At 41.3% G+C, this 18,585-nt stretch carries 15 protein-coding genes and 1 tRNA gene; 5 read left to right on the forward strand and 11 right to left on the reverse strand.

What is annotated here, in order from left to right:
- Window positions 1–9: 9 nt before the first annotated feature.
- The gene (gene prdA / locus CS921_RS02580) at window positions 10–1,914 is read right to left on the reverse strand and encodes a D-proline reductase (dithiol) proprotein PrdA (protein WP_099221470.1); all 1,905 of its coding nucleotides are present in this window, start codon (window positions 1,912–1,914) and stop codon (window positions 10–12) included.
- A 39-nt stretch (window positions 1,915–1,953) separates the two neighbouring features.
- Complete coding sequence (gene prdC, locus CS921_RS02585) at window positions 1,954–3,240, reverse strand: proline reductase-associated electron transfer protein PrdC (protein ID WP_276106584.1); 1,287 nt, start codon at window positions 3,238–3,240, stop codon at window positions 1,954–1,956.
- Between the two features lie 224 nt (window positions 3,241–3,464).
- Between prdC and CS921_RS15495 the strand changes: the two genes are divergently transcribed.
- Window positions 3,465–3,561, forward strand: a tRNA-Sec gene (locus tag CS921_RS15495).
- A 170-nt stretch (window positions 3,562–3,731) separates the two neighbouring features.
- On the forward strand, window positions 3,732–4,703 hold the full coding sequence (locus tag CS921_RS02590) for a helix-turn-helix domain-containing protein (RefSeq protein ID WP_099221472.1): 972 nt from the start codon (window positions 3,732–3,734) through the stop codon (window positions 4,701–4,703).
- Here CS921_RS02590 and proS read toward each other — a convergent pair.
- The 7 genes from proS to CS921_RS02625 form a co-directional block, all read right to left on the reverse strand.
- Entirely contained in the window at window positions 4,697–6,136 is a 1,440-nt protein-coding gene (gene proS / locus CS921_RS02595) for a proline--tRNA ligase (RefSeq protein ID WP_099221473.1), read from the reverse strand. The two genes, CS921_RS02590 and proS, sit on opposite strands and share 7 nt — an antisense overlap.
- Window positions 6,137–6,571: 435 nt before the next feature.
- Window positions 6,572–7,528 carry an ornithine cyclodeaminase family protein gene (locus CS921_RS02600; RefSeq protein WP_099221474.1) on the reverse strand — a complete coding sequence of 319 codons (957 nt, stop codon included), beginning with the start codon at window positions 7,526–7,528 and terminating at the stop codon, window positions 6,572–6,574.
- A 70-nt stretch (window positions 7,529–7,598) separates the two neighbouring features.
- A complete protein-coding gene (locus tag CS921_RS02605; protein ID WP_099221475.1) occupies window positions 7,599–8,600 on the reverse strand; it encodes a reverse transcriptase family protein in 1,002 nt (333 codons plus the stop codon).
- Window positions 8,601–8,880: 280 nt separating this feature from the next.
- Window positions 8,881–10,494, reverse strand: a complete 1,614-nt coding sequence (locus CS921_RS02610) for a LapB repeat-containing protein (protein WP_162921667.1) — start codon at window positions 10,492–10,494, stop codon at window positions 8,881–8,883.
- Between the two features lie 302 nt (window positions 10,495–10,796).
- Window positions 10,797–11,225: a GNAT family N-acetyltransferase gene (locus CS921_RS02615; RefSeq protein ID WP_099221477.1), complete on the reverse strand. Its 429-nt coding sequence runs from the start codon at window positions 11,223–11,225 to the stop codon at window positions 10,797–10,799.
- Between the two features lie 121 nt (window positions 11,226–11,346).
- On the reverse strand, window positions 11,347–11,706 hold the full coding sequence (locus CS921_RS02620; protein ID WP_099221478.1) for an iron chaperone: 360 nt from the start codon (window positions 11,704–11,706) through the stop codon (window positions 11,347–11,349).
- A gap of 14 nt (window positions 11,707–11,720) precedes the next feature.
- A complete protein-coding gene (locus CS921_RS02625) occupies window positions 11,721–12,311 on the reverse strand; it encodes a YdeI/OmpD-associated family protein (RefSeq protein WP_099221479.1) in 591 nt (196 codons plus the stop codon).
- A gap of 160 nt (window positions 12,312–12,471) precedes the next feature.
- Between CS921_RS02625 and CS921_RS02630 the strand changes: the two genes are divergently transcribed.
- The 3 genes from CS921_RS02630 (at window position 12,472) to CS921_RS02640 (ending at window position 15,397) form a co-directional block, all read left to right on the forward strand.
- Window positions 12,472–13,095, forward strand: coding sequence for a DNA alkylation repair protein (locus CS921_RS02630; RefSeq protein WP_099221480.1), 624 nt, complete (start codon window positions 12,472–12,474; stop codon window positions 13,093–13,095).
- A 405-nt stretch (window positions 13,096–13,500) separates the two neighbouring features.
- The gene (locus CS921_RS02635) at window positions 13,501–13,761 is read left to right on the forward strand and encodes a hypothetical protein (RefSeq protein ID WP_099221481.1); all 261 of its coding nucleotides are present in this window, start codon (window positions 13,501–13,503) and stop codon (window positions 13,759–13,761) included.
- A gap of 82 nt (window positions 13,762–13,843) precedes the next feature.
- The gene (locus tag CS921_RS02640; protein WP_099221482.1) at window positions 13,844–15,397 is read left to right on the forward strand and encodes a glycoside hydrolase family 43 protein; all 1,554 of its coding nucleotides are present in this window, start codon (window positions 13,844–13,846) and stop codon (window positions 15,395–15,397) included.
- Window positions 15,398–15,596: 199 nt separating this feature from the next.
- Here CS921_RS02640 and CS921_RS02645 read toward each other — a convergent pair whose 3' ends face one another.
- Both CS921_RS02645 and CS921_RS02650 read right to left on the reverse strand, forming a co-directional pair.
- Window positions 15,597–16,475, reverse strand: coding sequence for a hypothetical protein (locus CS921_RS02645; RefSeq protein ID WP_099221483.1), 879 nt, complete (start codon window positions 16,473–16,475; stop codon window positions 15,597–15,599).
- A 651-nt stretch (window positions 16,476–17,126) separates the two neighbouring features.
- On the reverse strand, window positions 17,127–18,005 hold the full coding sequence (locus tag CS921_RS02650) for a hypothetical protein (RefSeq protein ID WP_099221484.1): 879 nt from the start codon (window positions 18,003–18,005) through the stop codon (window positions 17,127–17,129).
- Between the last annotated feature and the right edge of the window lie 580 nt (window positions 18,006–18,585).

Genomic DNA, 18,585 nt, shown 5'->3' on the forward strand with positions numbered 1-18,585 from the left:
AAACGACGATCAAGCGTCTTCTTTTTCATAGATCTCCAGCCGTTTTTTACTCTTCGGCAGGACTTGCTCGTTATCAAGCAACTCAATCGTTTGCCCAGTCGCTTTTTCGATCACTTCGACGTTGCTTAGTTTGACGTTTGGATTCCACTTGCGTTCAGCCGCCTTCACTTCTCCGCCGCCAAGCGCTGTTTTCAGCATGGCAAGCGCACGAATTGCATCTTCTTCGCAAAGTGTATTGTTCGCAAGGATTTCATTTTCAATTCCCTGCTTCGATTTGTTGTTGTCGATCATATGCTTCATATATTTATTTCCAACAACAAGCGCACCCTGAACGGCAGAATAAGTGATTCCAACCACTTCCACATCCCGTTTCCCAATTTCTTCAATATGAGAAGCAAAGTCGATATGGTTGTTACCAAAGCCTTCCGTCGTCACGATCGCGCCATCGATATCCATGGCTTCAACCAGCATACCGAGACGTTTCGACACATAGAATTTTTCCGAATTGGCTTGCGGAGAGCCGACAAAGACAACGCCGACAAGGTCGATTTCTTCATCCTCCATCGCTCTTTTCACAAGCGGTTCCCGGAAATAATGACGCGAGCATTCCTTAGAAGCCGGTCCGATACATGTCAGCGCATGGATTCCGCCGTCAAGCACTTCTGTTGGTGCAAGCATAACTGGCAAGTTTCCAAGGTCGACGTTTGGTTTCGCGCCAAGTGTGCCGACTGGTTCAACTGGCATAATCAAATTATCATGCATCGCGCCTTGTCCCATGATTTCTTTGACAAGCAGGACGCGTTTATTGCCTTTACGGCGTTTTTGCACGATTTCTTCGGAGTTCGTACATGTCAGTCCTTCTGCTTCTTTTAGCGCCTTACGAATTTCTTCTGTAATTACATCGGCTGCTTTATGCGCTGCAAGAGGGCCACTTCTTTCCATGTTCGTTCCGGCTTTGATCGTAGCCTGAATTTTGATAAAAGTTTCCCCTTTATCCGGTGCACCTGGACGATTCCACATGATATTGCGGTCCAGCTCACCTTCCGAGGAACCAAATTCTCCGATCTGTACGCCGTTTTCATCCGTTCCGGTCAAGACGATGATGACGCCGTCCAAGACACGAGTAATGCCGTGGCCGATTTCACCTTCTTCTTTTGTCGCGATCGGTTGAACATCCATGATCGTTTCACTATAAACGTCATAATGATCCGGTGTAATAATTTCCATATTCATATCTACTACAAGCTCTTCATGATCGGCTGCTTCTTTCAGTAAAGCTTCCTTATCGCGCAGATAAAGCGTTGTGCCGCGGATTTCCGTCTGTTCGCCAAACGCCACTTCCTTGATTGCATAGTGGTTTTTGATCAGCTTGCGGACTTCTCTTTCTGCGCTTACCTCTTCTTCTGCTGGAGCTGCTACGTTTCCTGCTTCTGTACTTGCTACAGCTGGAATAGCTGCAACATTGGCTGCTTGGCCGATAGCCGGTGCAACAAGCGGGATTTCCAGTTCAATGCCTTTTCCTTCCGCGATGGAAAGTTTAAGTGTTTGACCGCCTGCAAAAGCGGCTCCTGTGACAGCAACTGGTGCAGCTTGACTAGCTGATTCTTCAGGCACTGGCGCTGCTTCCTCTTTTAAAGTAGCTGTTTCTTCTGAGCTTGTTAAATTAGCGCCCTCTAATACATCTGCTGTAAGTGGCACGAGTGCATCCATTGTTTTCGTCAACGTCGCACCGATAACCTCCTCGATTTTCAAATGATTATCAGGCATTGTGAGAAGACCAGAATCCTCTAAATCTGGGAATAAAACTGGGTCTTCTAGATTTTCAGGCTGAATGATGGTGCCTTTTTCAGTTCGGCAACATAAGACAGCGGGGTCTTTGGCATGGTCTTTTGCTGTTTCTGCAGTGATTGACATCTGCAAAACCTCCTTTAGGATCGTTCTTTTTTGTCAAAACTAATCGTCCGTTTCAAGTCGGCGATACAGCTTATGACCAGCCGCGCGTAAAACATGATCGGTACTGTGATAAACCGGAACTCCTAACCTAGGAGCTACACCCATAACGGTGTTCGTTCAATCCTGACACGTACCGGTCAAAATAACTTCTGCGCCCTCTTTTTTCATTTTCAGGACTTTTTCAGCTTGTCCGGGGCAAATACCCGGCAGGCCACATCTGTATCTGCCGTCCACTTCAACCATTCGTTTACAGCGTTCTGCTGCAACAACATCTGCACCCATATTATGAGCAATTTCTTCAAGTCGTTCCTTGCTGCCGCCGCATTCACAAATCAAGATCCCAACTTTACGGTCCTCATTCGGATAGGGCATTGCCACTAAAATACCGCCAGTCGTTTTTGTGATCGTGGCATCTTCTGTACTGCTACGGCCAGTAAATGGACCGCCAATCACGATCTCCCCATGCGGTTCAATATAGCCACCAGCCAGGTTGATCAGTTCCTTGACGGGTAAACCAATCGGCTGATCAAGAAAAACAGTCTCGCCACCTTTCACGCGTCCGCCAACCGTCACATCTTTTTCAATAAACGGCTTACGGTCTTCAATCGCTTCTACAGCATGCTTAATCGTTTCCACATTGGAAACAATTGCATTTGCCGCACTTGGTAGCTGACCTGGTTCGAGCGTCACGCCCAACACTTCACGAATAATCACACGTTCATCACCCGACGGATACATGTCAGGTAAATAGAAGAGCGTCATATTCGGTTCATTCTGGATCGCTTTTTCCAACATCATTGCCGCTTTTTTGTGCTTCGGCTTGATGGCAATCACAGCATCTTTTGCTTGGGCGATTTCCCGCAAGTAGCGCATACCGCGAATCAATTTTTCCGGATGCTCTTCTAAAAAGCGGATATTATGGCCGAGCAGCGGTTCGCACTCAGCAGCATTGGCAATGACCGTGCCGCCTTTGACAGGTGTACGATATTTCACATATGTAGGAAAACCTGCACCACCTGCACCCACAAGCCCTGCTTCCTCTATTGCTTGAAGCATCGTTTCAGTTTCTGGAATTGGCTCGAATTGTGTTTCATGCAAATCGAGGGCTTCAATCTCAATAAACTGATCATTTAACGCCGTGACAATCCCGGAAGCGCTTGCATGGATATTAGCACCTAGCCCTGCTGGTTCAGCAATTCGCATACCGCGTTTTACCTCTGCCCCAAGTTCAATAACTGGCTTGCAAGGAGCGCCTACATGTTGCTTTAATGGTATTTGAAGTTTCATTCTTTTTCACCTCCTTTTTACTTTGTTCTAAATTTCACAATTACTAAGAAACAGGCTCACATAAATAAAAAGTGTCCCATTTCAAATTCATAATATCACAAACTAAGTAAAATACAATGGAATCTAGAAGATGAACACTTTTGTATAATAAAATCGGACACTAAATTATTTACTATAAAAAAATTGGTATTGACGCATTTTTTGGTTTGTGCTACTATTCACTTGGGAGTGGCTGGGTTCTGGTGTTCCCTCTGGTCTTCAAAACCAGTATGAGGAGTTAAGAGCTTCTTGGGTGGGTTCGATTCCCACACATTCCCGCCAATATCAAGCTTTTCAGGTGTTAGGTCTGGCAATTTTTACAGTTAAAAATTGGTCATGTACTAGCACCTTTTTCTTTTATTATTTCGTGTAAGCGGACACAAAAGTGGCTATTTCTCATGTGGTTATTTCCCATGTAAAAAGTGCCCAATATTCAGGAAGGAGTTTCCGAAATGAGCAAAAGTTCTATTTTCCAGAAAACGAATATTTTCGAGACTTTGCAAGACTATGATTGTTTTCTGACGGATGAATCGAAAATCAAGCAGCTCATCGAACGATTTAAACAGGATCAGTCCGAAATCAGCACGGCTCTCATCTGTCAAAATTCTGGCGGAGAGCTGACATACCGCGTTCCATTTGTCCGTATTCTCTATGTGCTTCAGGGTACCATTCGTATCACAATTGATGCCAAGCTGGTCGAATATTCTGCGGGTTGTTTTATTATCGCCAGCCCCGCCACCGAAATTTTTTACAGTGAATTGGAGGATGATACGGAAGTGATGACGCTTCTTTTTAAAAAAGACTTTTTCGATCTCGTCCTCGTCAACCAGCTAGCCGATTATCCACTTTTCTATGATTTCATTCATTACGTCATGACAGAAAAAGAGCAGAAAAGCAATTATTTCTTTTTTGCCTGTAAACCGGAAGATGATACACGTTATTTAGCACTTATACTATTAAAAGAAATTTTATCCCATACAAAAAACAGCCCTTACAAAGTAGTAAGAGCTGCCTTTCTATTACTCATCGCCGAGTTGGATCGACTAAAAGACACTAGTTTGATTTTAAAAGAATCTGTTGTCAGTTCCAATATGCTTGTTGGCGAAATTTTAAAATACATACAATTGCACTATGATGTTGTCACGTTACAACACCTTTCGGATATTTTCGGCCTTCATCCCAATTATCTTTCCGGCTTGATTAAAGAAAACACTGGCAAACTATTCTCTCAGCATCTTGCCGAAGTGCGACTGGAAAAAGCCGTCTACTTACTTTTAAATACCAATCTTTCTATCAGTAAAATCAGCGAAATGCTTGGGTATATGGACAAAGGATACTTCTTCAAGCTCTTTAAAAAGCATTTTCAAATGTCCCCGCGCAAATATCGGCTGGCCTATCAGAAAAATCAGCAACCACCTCAATAAGCTTTCGCCCAATGGACAATGTGTTTGGCCTCTTTGCCGCAATGCGGACAAGTTTTTCCAATAACCGGTTCCTGATTATCTTCAAAAGTCATGCATCTAGCGGTCGCGGTTGTTTCTTCTTTTACTTTTGCTTCACAGGCTGCATCACCGCACCAAGGCGTGATCGCAAAGCCGCCCTTTTCAATACGCGCATCAAACGTCGCCCGGTCTTCCATATACTCGGTTTTTTCTGCCGCGCGTACTTTGGCTGATTCAAACAAGTTATTTTGAATCGCATCCAGCAGTTCACTGATTTTTTCTTTCAGCCCGTCAAGTGGCGCAATAATTTTTTCACCTGTATCGCGTCGAACCAGCACAACTTGAGAAGCCGCAATATCACGCGGTCCAGCTTCAAGGCGAAGCGGAATGCCTTTCATTTCAGAATCATTGAATTTATAGCCTGGCATCTTATCGCTCTTATCAACTTTAACGCGCAAACCTTCTTTTTTCAGCATTTGATGCAGCTCATCTGCAAACTCCAGCACGCCCTCCTTGTTCTGAGCAATCGGTACGATCATCACCTGTGTTGGTGCAACACGTGGCGGCATAATCATTCCTCGATCATCGCCATGCACCATGATCAAAGCACCGATCGAGCGAGTCGTAATCGCCCAAGAAGTCTGATGGACAAATTGTTCACTGCCATCTTTCGCCTGGAATTTAATATCAAACGCTTTGGCAAAATGATCCCCTAAATGATGGCTCGTCGTAATTTGCAAGGCTTTTCCGTCATACATCAGCGTTTCATTTGTATATGTGATTTCAGCCCCTGCAAAACGTTCACTATCCGTCTTAATTCCCCCGACAACTGGAATGGCCAGAAGCTCTTCACACACCTCCTTATACAAATCAAGCAAGCGCAAGGCTTCTTTATCAGCATCTTCAAAAGAATCGTGACAAGTGTGACCCTCCTGCCAGAAAAACTCCGTCGTCCGTAAAAATGGACGTGTGGTTTTCTCCCAACGCACAACACTCACCCACTGATTATAAAGCTTAGGTAAATCGCGATACGAATGGATAATATTTTGGAAATGCTCGGCAAACATGACCTCCGAAGTTGGACGAACCGCTAGTCGTTCTGCCAGCTCACTATCACCGCCATGTGTGACCCACGCTACTTCCGGCGCAAACCCTTCCACATGTTCCGCTTCCTTCAGCAACAAATGCTCTGGAATCAAAAGCGGCATGGCGACATTTTCATGATCCATTTCCTTTAAACGAGTGTCTACATAATGCTGGATGTTTTCCCAAAGTGCGTAACCCGTTGGCCGAAGCACCATACATCCTTTTACACTTGAATAATCGGCCAGCTCTGCTTTTCGTACAATATCCGTATACCACTGGGCAAAATCCTCATCGCGATTCGTTATATCTTTTACAAATTCCTGTGCCATCTACTCCACCTCATTCATATTATTGGAAGAATCAAAATTATATTTCTAGAAAAAGTTGTTGATAGAAATAAAAAAAGCATGGCTCAGACAGGGACCAAAAATTGGCGGTACCACCCTGTTTTAAAGCAATGCTTTACAACTCAACATGATAACGGTCTAAACCGTGCAAATTTGCAAGAACTCTAGTCGGCAGGTTCAAGGGCTTCTTTACATGACGGCCTCTCAGCAAATGACCATCTCTCTGATAGGTAAAAAAGGAACCTCTACTAATCCGTATCATCGTTCGGATATTTAAATATAAGTTGATTATAGCCGGGGAGTTTGCCTCTGTCAACCATTCAAAAAAGCCGCATTCTCCATATTCTGAAAAAAAGCCACCTTAAAATCGCCAAAAACTGTCAATCGACAACTTATATAAACGAAATCAACACTTCTTTAATCTTGGAAAAGTTTTTGATAAATTCGTTCTGCCACCACAATATCTAAAATCGCACTGCCCACCGTTTTAAATAATGTGATCTCCTCATCCGAATCACGAAATCTTTCTTTTTCAAGCAAAAGCGCGCCCAGCTCCACAAAATCATTCGTATGAACAACGTCTTGCGCAATCGCACTCAAAACGTCCCCTGCTTCAGCAAAAACACCCTCCGCCGTATCGATTGTCCGAACAGTCGACCGTGCAAATGCTTCGATTGGCAGCTCCTGCATGTCAGGCGTAAAAGCTCCCACACCATTGATATGCGTACCTGGAGTGAGCCATTTTCCGTCAAAAGTTGGCCGCTTACTAGTTGTGACCGTCGTAATAATATCCGCTTGTCGAACGGCCTGCTCAAGTGAAACAGCCGGCACGATTTCCACGTCAAAACCCTGAAAAACCGACTGGCACTCTTGAACAAATGCTTGACAGCGCAGCGCATCCAGATCATACACCGCCACATGTTCCAACTGTCGCACCGTCAGCATCGCTTCAAGTTGTCGCATCGCCTGACCACCCGTCCCGATTAGTAACGCCGAACGAGCATCCTTTTTAGCCAAGCAATTCGTTGCAAGGCCTTGAACCGCACCCGTCCGCAGCTTCGTCAATGCCGTCCCCTCTAGTCGAGCCGCAAGCGTCCCCGTCGCCGTATCCAGCAAAAAAACATCCGCCGGCACTGCCGGAAGACCGTGCAAATGATTCTCAGGAAAAACGGAAACCACCTTGAAGCCGCCCATTCCGCCATTTTTCAAATAAGCAGGCATCAGTAGCGTCTCCCCCTTCGGAAATGAGAGCTTCTCGCGCAGCGGCACGACCGCCTCCCCAGCTGCATGTGCTTTTAGCGCATCTTCACATGCCAAAATCGCTTCCCTCATAGAAAAATGCTGTTCAATTTGTTGTGCAGTAATTTCTTTCATTTTCACGAGCTCCTCTCTCTCAAGCAAGTATATCTCGCATTATAACATAGAAAAACTCCCGCAGAAGTGGCTATTCTTCAAATGAAATCGCCAATTTCTGCAAGCGCCAATAGGCATCTTGAAAGCCCGCCGACTCAGGACAAATGGCACAAACAAATTGCACCTTCCCAATCAACTTCCGTAAATACTGCTTTTCCGACAAGTCCGCCGCTACCTCTCCTTTTTCTTTTAAACAAGCCAAGTGACCCGTTAGACCAAACTTTTCTAAATAATAGATTTCCTGCCGCAACATACTTCGGTAACGTCTCGGAACCTGCGGATGCTGATTCACGACGACCCCAGTGACACACTGCCGCATGCTTTGGTCGGTATACTTTGTTTTGGCAGGATGAAGATTAAGTTGCATCGCTTCCAAAAAATGTTCCACTTTTCGTTTGACAAGCGTTAAGTCTCCTTCATTCGTTGAAAAAGTCAAATCATCCGAGTAGCGCGAATAGGCGATCTGCCGCTCCTTGCACCACTCACCGATATAATCATCAAACGGGCGCATGATCAGGTTGGAAATCAGCGCTGAAGTTGGGGCGCCCTGAGGCAGTGCATCATTCAAACAGCATAAATTAGTTAAAAGCATCCTAGTATTATCCGGAAATACGGTTTTAGGAAAAGCCGCTGCCATCACCATCGGAAAAGACAAACTATCAAAAAAATCCAATAAATCAAGCTGTAATAGCTGTTTTTTCCCAACGTGAGGAGTTGCATTCGCCAAAATGCTGCCACCTTTTCGATAAGCCGTCGCAAAAGCTGATAATGTTCGCGTTTCAAGAAGAGATAAAATATTTTTCTGAATCATTTTGAGGAGCGGATCTGGTGCATGTAATGTTCGGAGTCCACCTGTTCGTTTTGGAATCTTTACGGTGAGATAATGCTGATTGATTGTTCGACTGACTGTATAAAGCAGGGCTATTTTTTCCTTATCTGACCATGCATCTCCGTATTGCCGTAGTAAATTCAAGTCCAGTAAAAAGGCTCGTTCTTCCTGCGCTGAGCAATTTTTCCAAAAATGCGAATTCATTTCCCCACACTCTTTCTCGTCAAAATCAAAAAAGAAGAGATCCTACTAAAAAGCGAACCGTGAGTCGCGTCAAAGTACTCTAGCCGCTTGTCGGCGAACGCACATGCAGTGTGCGGTAGTACTTTAAAGCAGATCGCGGCTAACCGATAAAGAAACTTATCCGGTGGCGACTCGCCAACAGATCCAGAATGAATTCCGGTTTTTGCTAGGATCTCTTCCTTATTCAAGCTCATTATAACACAAAAAAACGGGAGGGGAGAACACTATAAAAACACCACTTTTAGGAGCTTGGAACGTTTTGAAGTGTCCAATTGATTGTCGTTGTATATGTGGCTGCCCGAGCCGCTGAAGTATTAAGCTTTAGCAGCAACCCTTCATTTTCACCCCAGCTATAGGTAAATGTATCGCCTTGACGAGTAGCTGTCGCTGATGTTAGGCACGGATAAGCAACTCCAGGTTGTAAAACTGTATCTTGACCACTCTTATCCCGATATATAAGCGCATCGGTCAGTTGATCGCCACTTTCAGCTGTTAGCGGAGCCGCAATCGACAAAGATAACTGCCAATCCGCCTGCTCTGCACGTGTATCTTTTACCACAAAATCATTTCCTGATTCCGAGCTGCGAAAAATCGTCTGCACACCACTTGCAACAGCCGTATTTTTGAATGTTATGTCATCCGGCACCTGTACAAGCTCAAGCGGCAATGGGGTCACATGCACCGTTACCTTTTTAGAGGTTTGCCCAGCAGATGATTTCGCTGTGACCGTCACTTCGTAATCACCAGAAGTAGTCAGATCTGCCGCCGTTTCAAAATCGCTGTCAATTTCAGCTCCCGGATCAGTTTGTGCATCAATATCCACTAAAAAGTCAGCCTCTGTTTTTACAGTACCCTGCTGATAACTAATTTCAGAAAGACACGCTAATGAAACAGCACTTTCCTCCACATGTACGGTGACATTTCTTGCCGTAGCATTTAAAGTCGTCGTATTTACTGCCTCAATGGCAACTTTGTAATCTCCAGGCGTCTGCCAATCGACCACTTCATTCAAATCCGTCGCTAATTCACAGCCACTATCTGTTACAGCATGAATATCCGCTAAAAAAGCCTCATTCGTTACATTAGCACCTTGCGAATACGTGATTGCATCATCATAGGTTAGACTAGGCGGATTAAAACTCTCCTCCAATTGATACGTTCCACCAAAGCCTGGACCATTTGCTTCACCAAATTGCGCATAGACTTCAATCTTACCATGACCAGATTTCAGTAGCATATCTTCGGGCCAAACCAAATAAGCAATGGTTGATTTAACCATGGCAATCTCCAAGCTACTACCAGTTGGATAGATTGATCTAGGCTGCATGGAATGGCCATCTAAGCCGCGAATATTATAAGGTATTTTAATCTTTCCGTCTGGCGCATCAATCACCTGGTCCTCTGTGATTACTTGCTTCCCTGCATCAATAATATTCGTAAATTCGCCTAAATAAGAAACATCGAAAATATGATTATTATCAATATATAGCTCCATATTAGGATGGTATTTAGCTAATGGTTCAAGTGGCGAAACATCCACCACCTTATTCTCACTTAGTCTCAAATAAGTTAAATTTTTCAGGTCAGAAAGCGGCGAAATATCTACAATCTGATTATACTCCAGATTTAGATAGTCCAAGTTTGTTAAATATTCCATTCCTTCAATTGATTGAATGTTTAATACAGTCGCATTTAACCGCTGTATAGTGTTTAATTCTGCCTGTGTAACTGGCTCCGTTACGCTTTTTTTTAATTCCGATGCGACACATTTTGCTAATGCAGCATCAGGGAAAATAGTTTGACACGATTGCCCATCAACCGAATCACCTAAAAGCTGTTCTGAAGCTTGTTTCACAGCTATACTTTTTTCATCATTATTAGTGATTATCTCTGCTTCTGCAGGTATATTGGCACAGAAAAAAAAGCCGAGAAGAGTCATTGATAGAATTCTTTTCAAAGCTAATATTCCTCCAAATGATAATATTGATTTCATCATAACAGAAATACTTATAATATAGTATGATTTTTTCTAATACTTAAAATCCCCAAAAACAATTGACACATTTTTGACATATGTATAAAAACCTATATGCAGCAATAGTTTTCCTGGATTAATCACTATATTTAAAGGTATCAAAACGAACTTTTATCAAATGATTAATTTTTATAAAAAACATGGCTAGTTTGTAAAAAAGTCTGATTTCTCTTAAAACCCAGTCGCTCATAAAAAGACGCACCCGCTTGATCAGCCACTCTTAAAGTCAAAATAGGTGCTGCCGTTCTTTCTAAAAGCTCTTCAACCAGCCGCTTTCCCCGCCCTTTTTTCCGGTATTGTCGCATCACATAGAGATGTCTGAGTCTTATCACACCCTCATTATATGGGTCCTGATTCAAGCCGCCAATGCCGACCAATTGCTCTCCGTCCTTCATTCCCAGCAGGATTTCATCTTTTTGATCAAATCGATTTTTTCCATTTGAATACTCGTCCAACAGCCTTTGTAAAAAAGAATACCCGTCATCTACGCTGTCCTGCACCAGCACCTGATAATTTTCTTGAAGAAAGTCCGAAATCACGCTTATTTCCATCGATTGTTATCCCCCTTTGCAAGTAAAAAAGAACCCGAAATACGACAAATGCCCTCTTAAAAATAGCGCCACTGCTCGATTTCCGGTTCTCTTTTTTTATTTATACATCAGCAAAAATTGCCTACTGCTTCTGATTGACTGACATTTTTTTCAGAAGAATCTGCTGCAACTCTTGAGCAGGCACCTCTTGTTCAAATTTAATCTGAAAAGTGCCCTTTCCAATCTTATAGCCCTTGCTTACTAAACTGTCTCTCACATCTTCATCCATCGAATCCTGTCCAAATCCCACGGAAACGTGCTTTTTATAGGCTGCAAAACCACCAAACTCACCATAGTATTTATAAAAAGGCACACCATAACTAATTTTCTCTTCTGCTTCCGGTACAGTTTCATGAATGATTTTCCGAACTGCCCGGAGTGTCGGCTGTGCCTCCTGAGCCGCCTCTTCAATATAAACCTCTACATTTTCAGCTTTTGCCATTTCTAAACCCTCCCTTAATCATTTAACCCTTTTCCATTTAAAATCCGGTCAATATTTTTTTCAATTCGAGCCTCACGCGTTTTTGCTTGTTTCGCAGAAGAAAAGAAGAGCAAATAGGCTTTCTGGCGACCAGGCGTTAGCTTCTCAAACGCAACTTTCAGCTCTGGAAGTGCCCTCATTTTTTCTTCCAATTCTTCAGGCATCGATACCTCTGTTTTTTTAGATTCAACTTTTAGCCCGGCTTTTTCAATCGCCACTGCTTCATCAATATAAGTCAAAACGGCCGCTGCTTTTTGCTCCACATCCGCCACATCCGTAAAGCGAATTTGCATAGCCGATTGAGAATTCTCACCCACTGGAACAAGAAGCTTCTTCGGATCCTTCAACAAAGCCCCTTTTGGAAACATCAAAGCAAAGTAAGATTTAAACCCCTGGACGATGACGATATTTTTTCCATCTGCCGTATAACAGGGCTTTCCCCATTTAAAATCCTCTGTCAGTCCTGATTCAAGAAGAACCGCTCTGAGTGCCTCTGTTTCCTGCTGCCAAATATTAATTCTGTCTAAATACGCATCCACTTTCGGATTCCTATCACTTTTCGTCATTCCAGAACACCTCAATTCAATTATCAAGCCTTATTGACTTTACTTGAATATACAACACTTATGCACACTGTTCAACTAATTATATCCCTCTCTGCACGACCAAGATTTGGACCTGTATATAAAGTATAGTAAAATAGATAAAGGAACGGAGACGATAATCATGAATAAATCACAAATTATCCAACAAGCCCTAGAAGTCACGAACGGTTTTAAAGTAATCCAAAATCTGGCCGCAACACTTTATCAAGAAACAACCACTCAACAAGCAGAACAGTTTGCGTTTGAATTTTACCAACATCCCGCTCATCAAGTAAGAATGCTGGCCGTATTTCTATTTGGGTCACTTGCAAATCAAAAACCCGCTTTATTAGCGTATTTAAAAGACACCGTCAGCACCGATAGAAACTGGCGCGTCCAAGAAATATTGGCGATGGCTTTTGACCAATATTGCAAGGATGCAGGGTATGAAGCTACTCTACCGATAATCAAAGAATGGTTAGAAGATGCCCGGCCACATGTCCGCAGAGCTGTCACTGAAGGCCTGCGAATCTGGACTTCTCGCCCCTACTTTGCCGAGCACCCAGAGATCGCCATTTTATTACTAGCTAGTCTCCATCAGGATGAAAGCCGCTACGTTCAAAAATCTGTTGGAAATGCTTTGAGAGATATTAGTAAAAAGCATCCTAAACTTGTGATAAACGAGGTTCTTAAGTGGGACAAAGCAGACCAACCTACTCAACAAGTTGTCAAATATCTCACAAAAAACGGCCTGGTGATTGAGTAGGAATTTTATTGAAAACGAGTTAGCTACTAGTAACCTGCTTCATTTTGCAGGCTACTGATAAATAGCCGATCATTCGCTCTGTTTATATTTGATGGAAGGAATCACGCCCCCCTTGTTAAAACTAATCAAATCGCGCCTTTTATACTTCAAAGCGAAAACATAGTTCTCGTTTATGCTAAAAAGTCAGCAAACTGCATAAACATTTTTCAACAAAATGTATTATTATTCACTAGAAGAGGTGCGATTACCTCAATGTTAGTTATATGAGCGAACCATATGATTAACATTGGGGCAATGGCTCCAAACAGGATTGGTTGGTTGATTGATGGTGCCTAATTTTGCACCATGAATCTCCCATTTTCATTCATCTCACTTGCTGCCGCATAGTTTATGGAATTTTCCCAAATGATTTTTCATTCAAATTTCATAAATTTTGACAGCACACCGGAATTTTCTCTTTCCGGTGTTTTTTTAGTTTCACGCTTACCTGACTGCCAGACAAAAAAGGATGAAGGCTATCCTGCTTATGTGACCGTTTACAAAAAATCGATTTATCATAGCTTTTATAGAAAAAAGTTGCTTTTTGTCATTATGACTCTCTCCATTTTCTCTCTATACTTTAGAGGAGCAGTTATAAGTGGAAAAATCCGTGAAATGACCATTTAGCCGCTCTCTTTTGCCTATAGTGAAAGGGTTTTATCTCGCTTATACTTGAGACGAAGATTCATATTGAAAGGTTGTGTATTGGATGATAAATCATTATCAAAATCCCATTTTACGAGGAATGTATCCCGATCCAAGTATCGTTTTGGTTGAGGGTACCTATTATCTAGTTAACAGCACGTTTGAATATTATCCTGGCATTGCTTTATCGAAGAGTACGGATTTATTAAATTGGACGCCTCTTCCAAGTATTGCCCAAAAAAGCACCCAGGCTGATTTACGAAACGCACAATCAAACGAAGGCATTTTTGCCGTATGCATTCGATACCACGAAGGCGCCTTCTACGTGATTACCACGAATTTCGCCGAGTTTAAAAATTTTATTATTCGAGGCGTTTTGTCAGCAGATCAATCAACCATCATTTGGGACGAACAGCGAACCGAAATTGATATCATGGGCATCGACCCAGATCTATACTTTGAAGAAAATCGGACCTATGTTTCCTTCACAGGATATATTGATGACAAAGGAACAAAAGCCATCCAACAAGCTGAAATTGATCTAGCGACTGGTACCATTCTACGTGGTCCAGAAGTCATCAGTTATGGAACGGGCGGTCGTGACGTGGAAGGCCCCCATATCATTAAAAGAAACGACGGCTACTATCTACTTGCAGCTGAAGGCGGAACGGGCGTTGGTCACATGATCACCCTGTTTTACAGCCCGTCGCTTTGGGGGCCATTTGAAGATGCGGACGGGATCAATCCAATTTTCACAAATCGCGACCGAGCAAATGAACCTCTGCAAAATATCGGCCATGCGGATCTTTTTCAAGATACAAAAGGAAACTGGTGGCTAACCTGTTTAGGCACAAGACCAGCTTCGGTAGGATTTACCCAACTGACCAACTTAGGTCGGGAAACTTTGCTGTATCCTGTAGTGTGGGAGGAAAAATGGCCGCACATATACACAGGAATCCCCTCTGCAAAAGTTGATCTAAGCCGCTTCCCAAACCATGCAGCCAATTTGCCAAATGAGCAGAAGCTAGACGAATTCCGCGATGAATTTCAGACCAAAACGCTGCATCCAGAATGGGTAAGCTTACGAGACAGTTTGGAGGATCGTTTATGCCTTCAACCGGGTCGACTAATTTTAACAGGCGCTGATTTCCGTTTAGAAGATTTAGGAGCCCCATCTTTTTTAGGCGTACGGCAAACGGAGCATCAAGAATCATTCAAAGTCTATCTTGACCACGAGAAAACCCATGTTGGAGAAGGCGCACTGGGTGTAGCCTGTCTGATCAACAGCGATCATTATGGAGCGCTATTAGTTGAAAAGCAACCACAAAATACGTCCTATCAAATTCTACGGAAGCAAAAAATAGGTGATGTGGAGGTGACAGAAATTATCGGCACACTTGACGCGCTGCCAGAATACTTTGAAATTACCCACCAGAAGGACACCAAAACATTTAGCGCTGTCGCCAAAGATACCCGCCATTCTTTCACCACGCAAGCTCTGCACTTTTCAAATGAAGCGATTGCCGCTTTGAATACAGGCAATTTTCAAGGTCTGTATGTTTTGGATGATGCACAGATGGCAGTTCTGAAAGTGGAACGGGAAAACATGCGAGATTAAAATTTTATCAAAAAAGCCCTAAAACCTCATTAAACATGAGAAATTCAGGGCTTTTATAATAGACATAATTTAGCAGATTCTTCCTTAATTTACTAGTAATTTTTCGGAGAACAAACGCCTTATTCTATCCTCGTTATTTGTTACAGCTTCCTAATTCTCTGTCTGACCCTTTTATAGAAGGCCATAACTTCCCCATCCTTTACTCAAACTTCTCCCCAGTTAAATTATACCAATCACTTTCAATATCTTCTGCAATAATATTTTGTTCGGTATATTTTAAAGTTGAAATAATGAATTGCACTTCTTTACTGCTTTGACTCTTTTCTCCCTTCACCCAGTTTACCTCACATAAACAATAACGGCATTCCATCATCATTAAAATATCCTCGTCAGCTTCCGCCAATTGATATACTTCCTTGACCGGCTTCTCAACTTCCAATAGCCGCTTATTAAACCGCAAATAGCTACAATAATTGTACAAAGTGTTTCGCTTCATTTTATTTGTATCGCCAAAACCATCATACAAATCATAGTACTTTTTCAAGTTTTCAAACATTTGTTGCATGATTTCTTCCTCAAAAGTAAATAAAATATTGGATATTAAAATCATGTCATTGTAATACCACGACTCTTTTTCTTTTAGGCTTTCCCATATCTTTGAAAAATAGACCCTAGCTTCCCCAATGTCCTTTGTCTCTTGCAGTTTGATATAACCTAATAACATATTCTTAAAATTGATTAATGAGCTAGTCTCTTCTTGTTCAATTTGCTTTATTACCTTTTCCAACAAGGTTTCCATCGCACTAACATTTGTTGAGTTCCGAATCCCTTTAAGTTCATTCATGAATTCTTGTAAGGGTTCATAATGATGACCATTTCGTAAAAATTCAAATTCGGCCACATCCATAGACAATCGCTTAATCACTTTTATCGTCACATCATAATCTGAAGGTTGCTTATTGCTTTCAATTCGATGTAGATTTGAATCCGGCATAATTTGATTATACAGATCATCCGCTTCAATCCTTGAATTTTCTCTTACTTCTTTCAACATATCTCCAACAAGTTTCTTGCTCATCTCTCATCTTCCTTTTCGTCAGTCTCTTTTCTACAACACGATTCATAGCAAAAAATCACTGCTCTAGTAGCAGCATCGTGAGGTGAAAGTCCGTTTCTTCAATTTTTCATAAATTCTAGCTGCCATTAGTCACAAATTGAAGAGCAAGCTACTTCATTTTGGAATAAATGAAATAGCTCCATATAATCAGTATATTACACTGTGGATACTGATGCGAAGCTTAAATAAACGTCTATCTAAAAACCACACCAAAATTCACATACTTGACACATTTTCCTCCAATATAAGTACAAAAGTAATGTTAAATGAATACTTCATCAAATTCATTTATACTTCTCTCTATGAGAATTTCTTTCTCGGGAATCGTGTATTTTTTAGTTAATTATTTTAAGCTCTACTTAAGTTCCACTGCGAACTGGTATCGAAATTGGCACCATTAATTCCAAATCTACTTATTAGAAAATGAGTTTCCCCCACTTATGAGCAAATATTATTTTTCTTAAGACATACAGAAATTTGGCAAAGTAACCTAATTTAAAAACGATTTCACATGATGATAGCTTGAAAGATAAATGATCGTAAAGTGAGTGATATTTTTTAGGAGTACATCCTTCTAGGAACGAAAAAACACCCGTTTTCACGGGTGAATGTTTACTCAATCTTTTCTCCAGTCAATTCATACCAATCATTTTGAATATCTTCAGCAACAACGATTTGTTTATTATATTTTAAAGTTGAAATAATGAATTGCACTTCTTTACTGCTTTGACTCTTTTCCCCTTTCACCCAATTTACCTCACATAAACAATAGCGGCACTCCATCATCATTAAAATATCCTCGTCAGCCTCCGCCAATTGATATACTTCCTCGGCAGGCCTTTCAACCTCCAATATTCGTTTATGAAGCCGCAAAAAGCTACAATAATTGTACAAAGTATTTCGTTTCATCCTTTTAGCATCACCAAAGCTATCATACAAATTATAATATTTATTTAAGTTTTCAAACATTTGTCGCATTGTTTCTTCCTCAAAAATAAATAAAATGTTGGATATCAAAATTATGTCATTGTAATACCATGACTCTTTCTCTTTTAAATTTTCCCATATCTTTGAAAAATAAATTCTAGCTTCCCCAATATTCTTTGTCTCTTGCAATTTGATATAGCCTAATAACATATTCTTAAAATTAATCAACGAGATTGTCTCGTCTTGCTCAGTCTGAATTATTACCTTGTTCAACAATTTTTTCAGTGCATTCACATTTGCTGAATTTCGAATACTTTTGAGTTCATTCATAAATTCTTGTAGTGGTTCATAATGATAGCCATTTCGTAAAAATTCAAATTCGGCCACATCCATGGACAATCGCTTAATCAATTGTATGGTCAAATCATAATTTGACAGTTGTTTGTTGCTTTCAATTCGATATAAATTTGACCGTGACATGAGTTGATTATATATAACATCCGCTTCAATCCTTGAATTTTCTCTTACCTCTTTCAACATATCCCCAACAAGTTTCTTGCTCATCTCTCATCTTCCTTTTCGTTAGTCTCTTTTCTGCAACATGATTCATACAAAAAAAATTTCTATGCTATAGTAACTATATCGGGAGGTGAAAACATGTTTTCTTCAATCACAGTATTGATTAATTTTATCTTTAATTAATCACAGGTTGAGGAGCGAGCTACTTCATCTTGCTCATCCCGGAATAAAATGAAATAGCTCTTTTATTTTCTTACACTCCATATAATCAGTATATTATACTTTGATGGTTGATGTGAAATTTAACTAGAGATCTATCAAAAGAAACATGCCATTATTCACACTCCCGACACATTTTCTTTCAACATAAGTAAAAAAGATATTATGAAAAATAATGCTATTGGATTTCTCATATTGTTTCAATGTCAGTCACATTCTTCAATGTAATTGACATTGGGGCAATAGCTCCAAACTAGGTTAATTTATGGTGCAGATGGTTATCTTTTGTCACCATAAATCTCTAGTTTTCATTCATCTCACTTGCTGTTGCACAATTTATGAACTCATCCCAAATGATGCACCTGTTTCATTATATTTCATAAATTTTGACAGCACACCGGAATTT

The organism is Listeria costaricensis (genome assembly GCF_900183385.1).
GTDB lineage: Bacteria > Bacillota > Bacilli > Lactobacillales > Listeriaceae > Listeria > Listeria costaricensis.

What these genes read in the sequence shown, in the direction of transcription:
- prdA (WP_099221470.1), bottom strand. Translation starts at nt 1,914, where the DNA reads ATGTCAATCACTGCAGAAACAGCAAAAGACCATGCCAAAGACCCCGCT.
- CS921_RS02590 (WP_099221472.1), top strand. Translation starts at nt 3,732, where the DNA reads ATGAGCAAAAGTTCTATTTTCCAGAAAACGAATATTTTCGAGACTTTG.
- proS (WP_099221473.1), bottom strand. Translation starts at nt 6,136, where the DNA reads ATGGCACAGGAATTTGTAAAAGATATAACGAATCGCGATGAGGATTTT.
- CS921_RS02600 (WP_099221474.1), bottom strand. Translation starts at nt 7,528, where the DNA reads ATGAAAGAAATTACTGCACAACAAATTGAACAGCATTTTTCTATGAGG.
- CS921_RS02605 (WP_099221475.1), bottom strand. Translation starts at nt 8,600, where the DNA reads ATGAATTCGCATTTTTGGAAAAATTGCTCAGCGCAGGAAGAACGAGCC.
- CS921_RS02615 (WP_099221477.1), bottom strand. Translation starts at nt 11,225, where the DNA reads ATGGAAATAAGCGTGATTTCGGACTTTCTTCAAGAAAATTATCAGGTG.
- CS921_RS02620 (WP_099221478.1), bottom strand. Translation starts at nt 11,706, where the DNA reads ATGGCAAAAGCTGAAAATGTAGAGGTTTATATTGAAGAGGCGGCTCAG.
- CS921_RS02625 (WP_099221479.1), bottom strand. Translation starts at nt 12,311, where the DNA reads ATGACGAAAAGTGATAGGAATCCGAAAGTGGATGCGTATTTAGACAGA.
- CS921_RS02630 (WP_099221480.1), top strand. Translation starts at nt 12,472, where the DNA reads ATGAATAAATCACAAATTATCCAACAAGCCCTAGAAGTCACGAACGGT.
- CS921_RS02635 (WP_099221481.1), top strand. Translation starts at nt 13,501, where the DNA reads ATGATTTTTCATTCAAATTTCATAAATTTTGACAGCACACCGGAATTT.
- CS921_RS02640 (WP_099221482.1), top strand. Translation starts at nt 13,844, where the DNA reads ATGATAAATCATTATCAAAATCCCATTTTACGAGGAATGTATCCCGAT.
- CS921_RS02645 (WP_099221483.1), bottom strand. Translation starts at nt 16,475, where the DNA reads ATGAGCAAGAAACTTGTTGGAGATATGTTGAAAGAAGTAAGAGAAAAT.
- CS921_RS02650 (WP_099221484.1), bottom strand. Translation starts at nt 18,005, where the DNA reads ATGAGCAAGAAACTTGTTGGGGATATGTTGAAAGAGGTAAGAGAAAAT.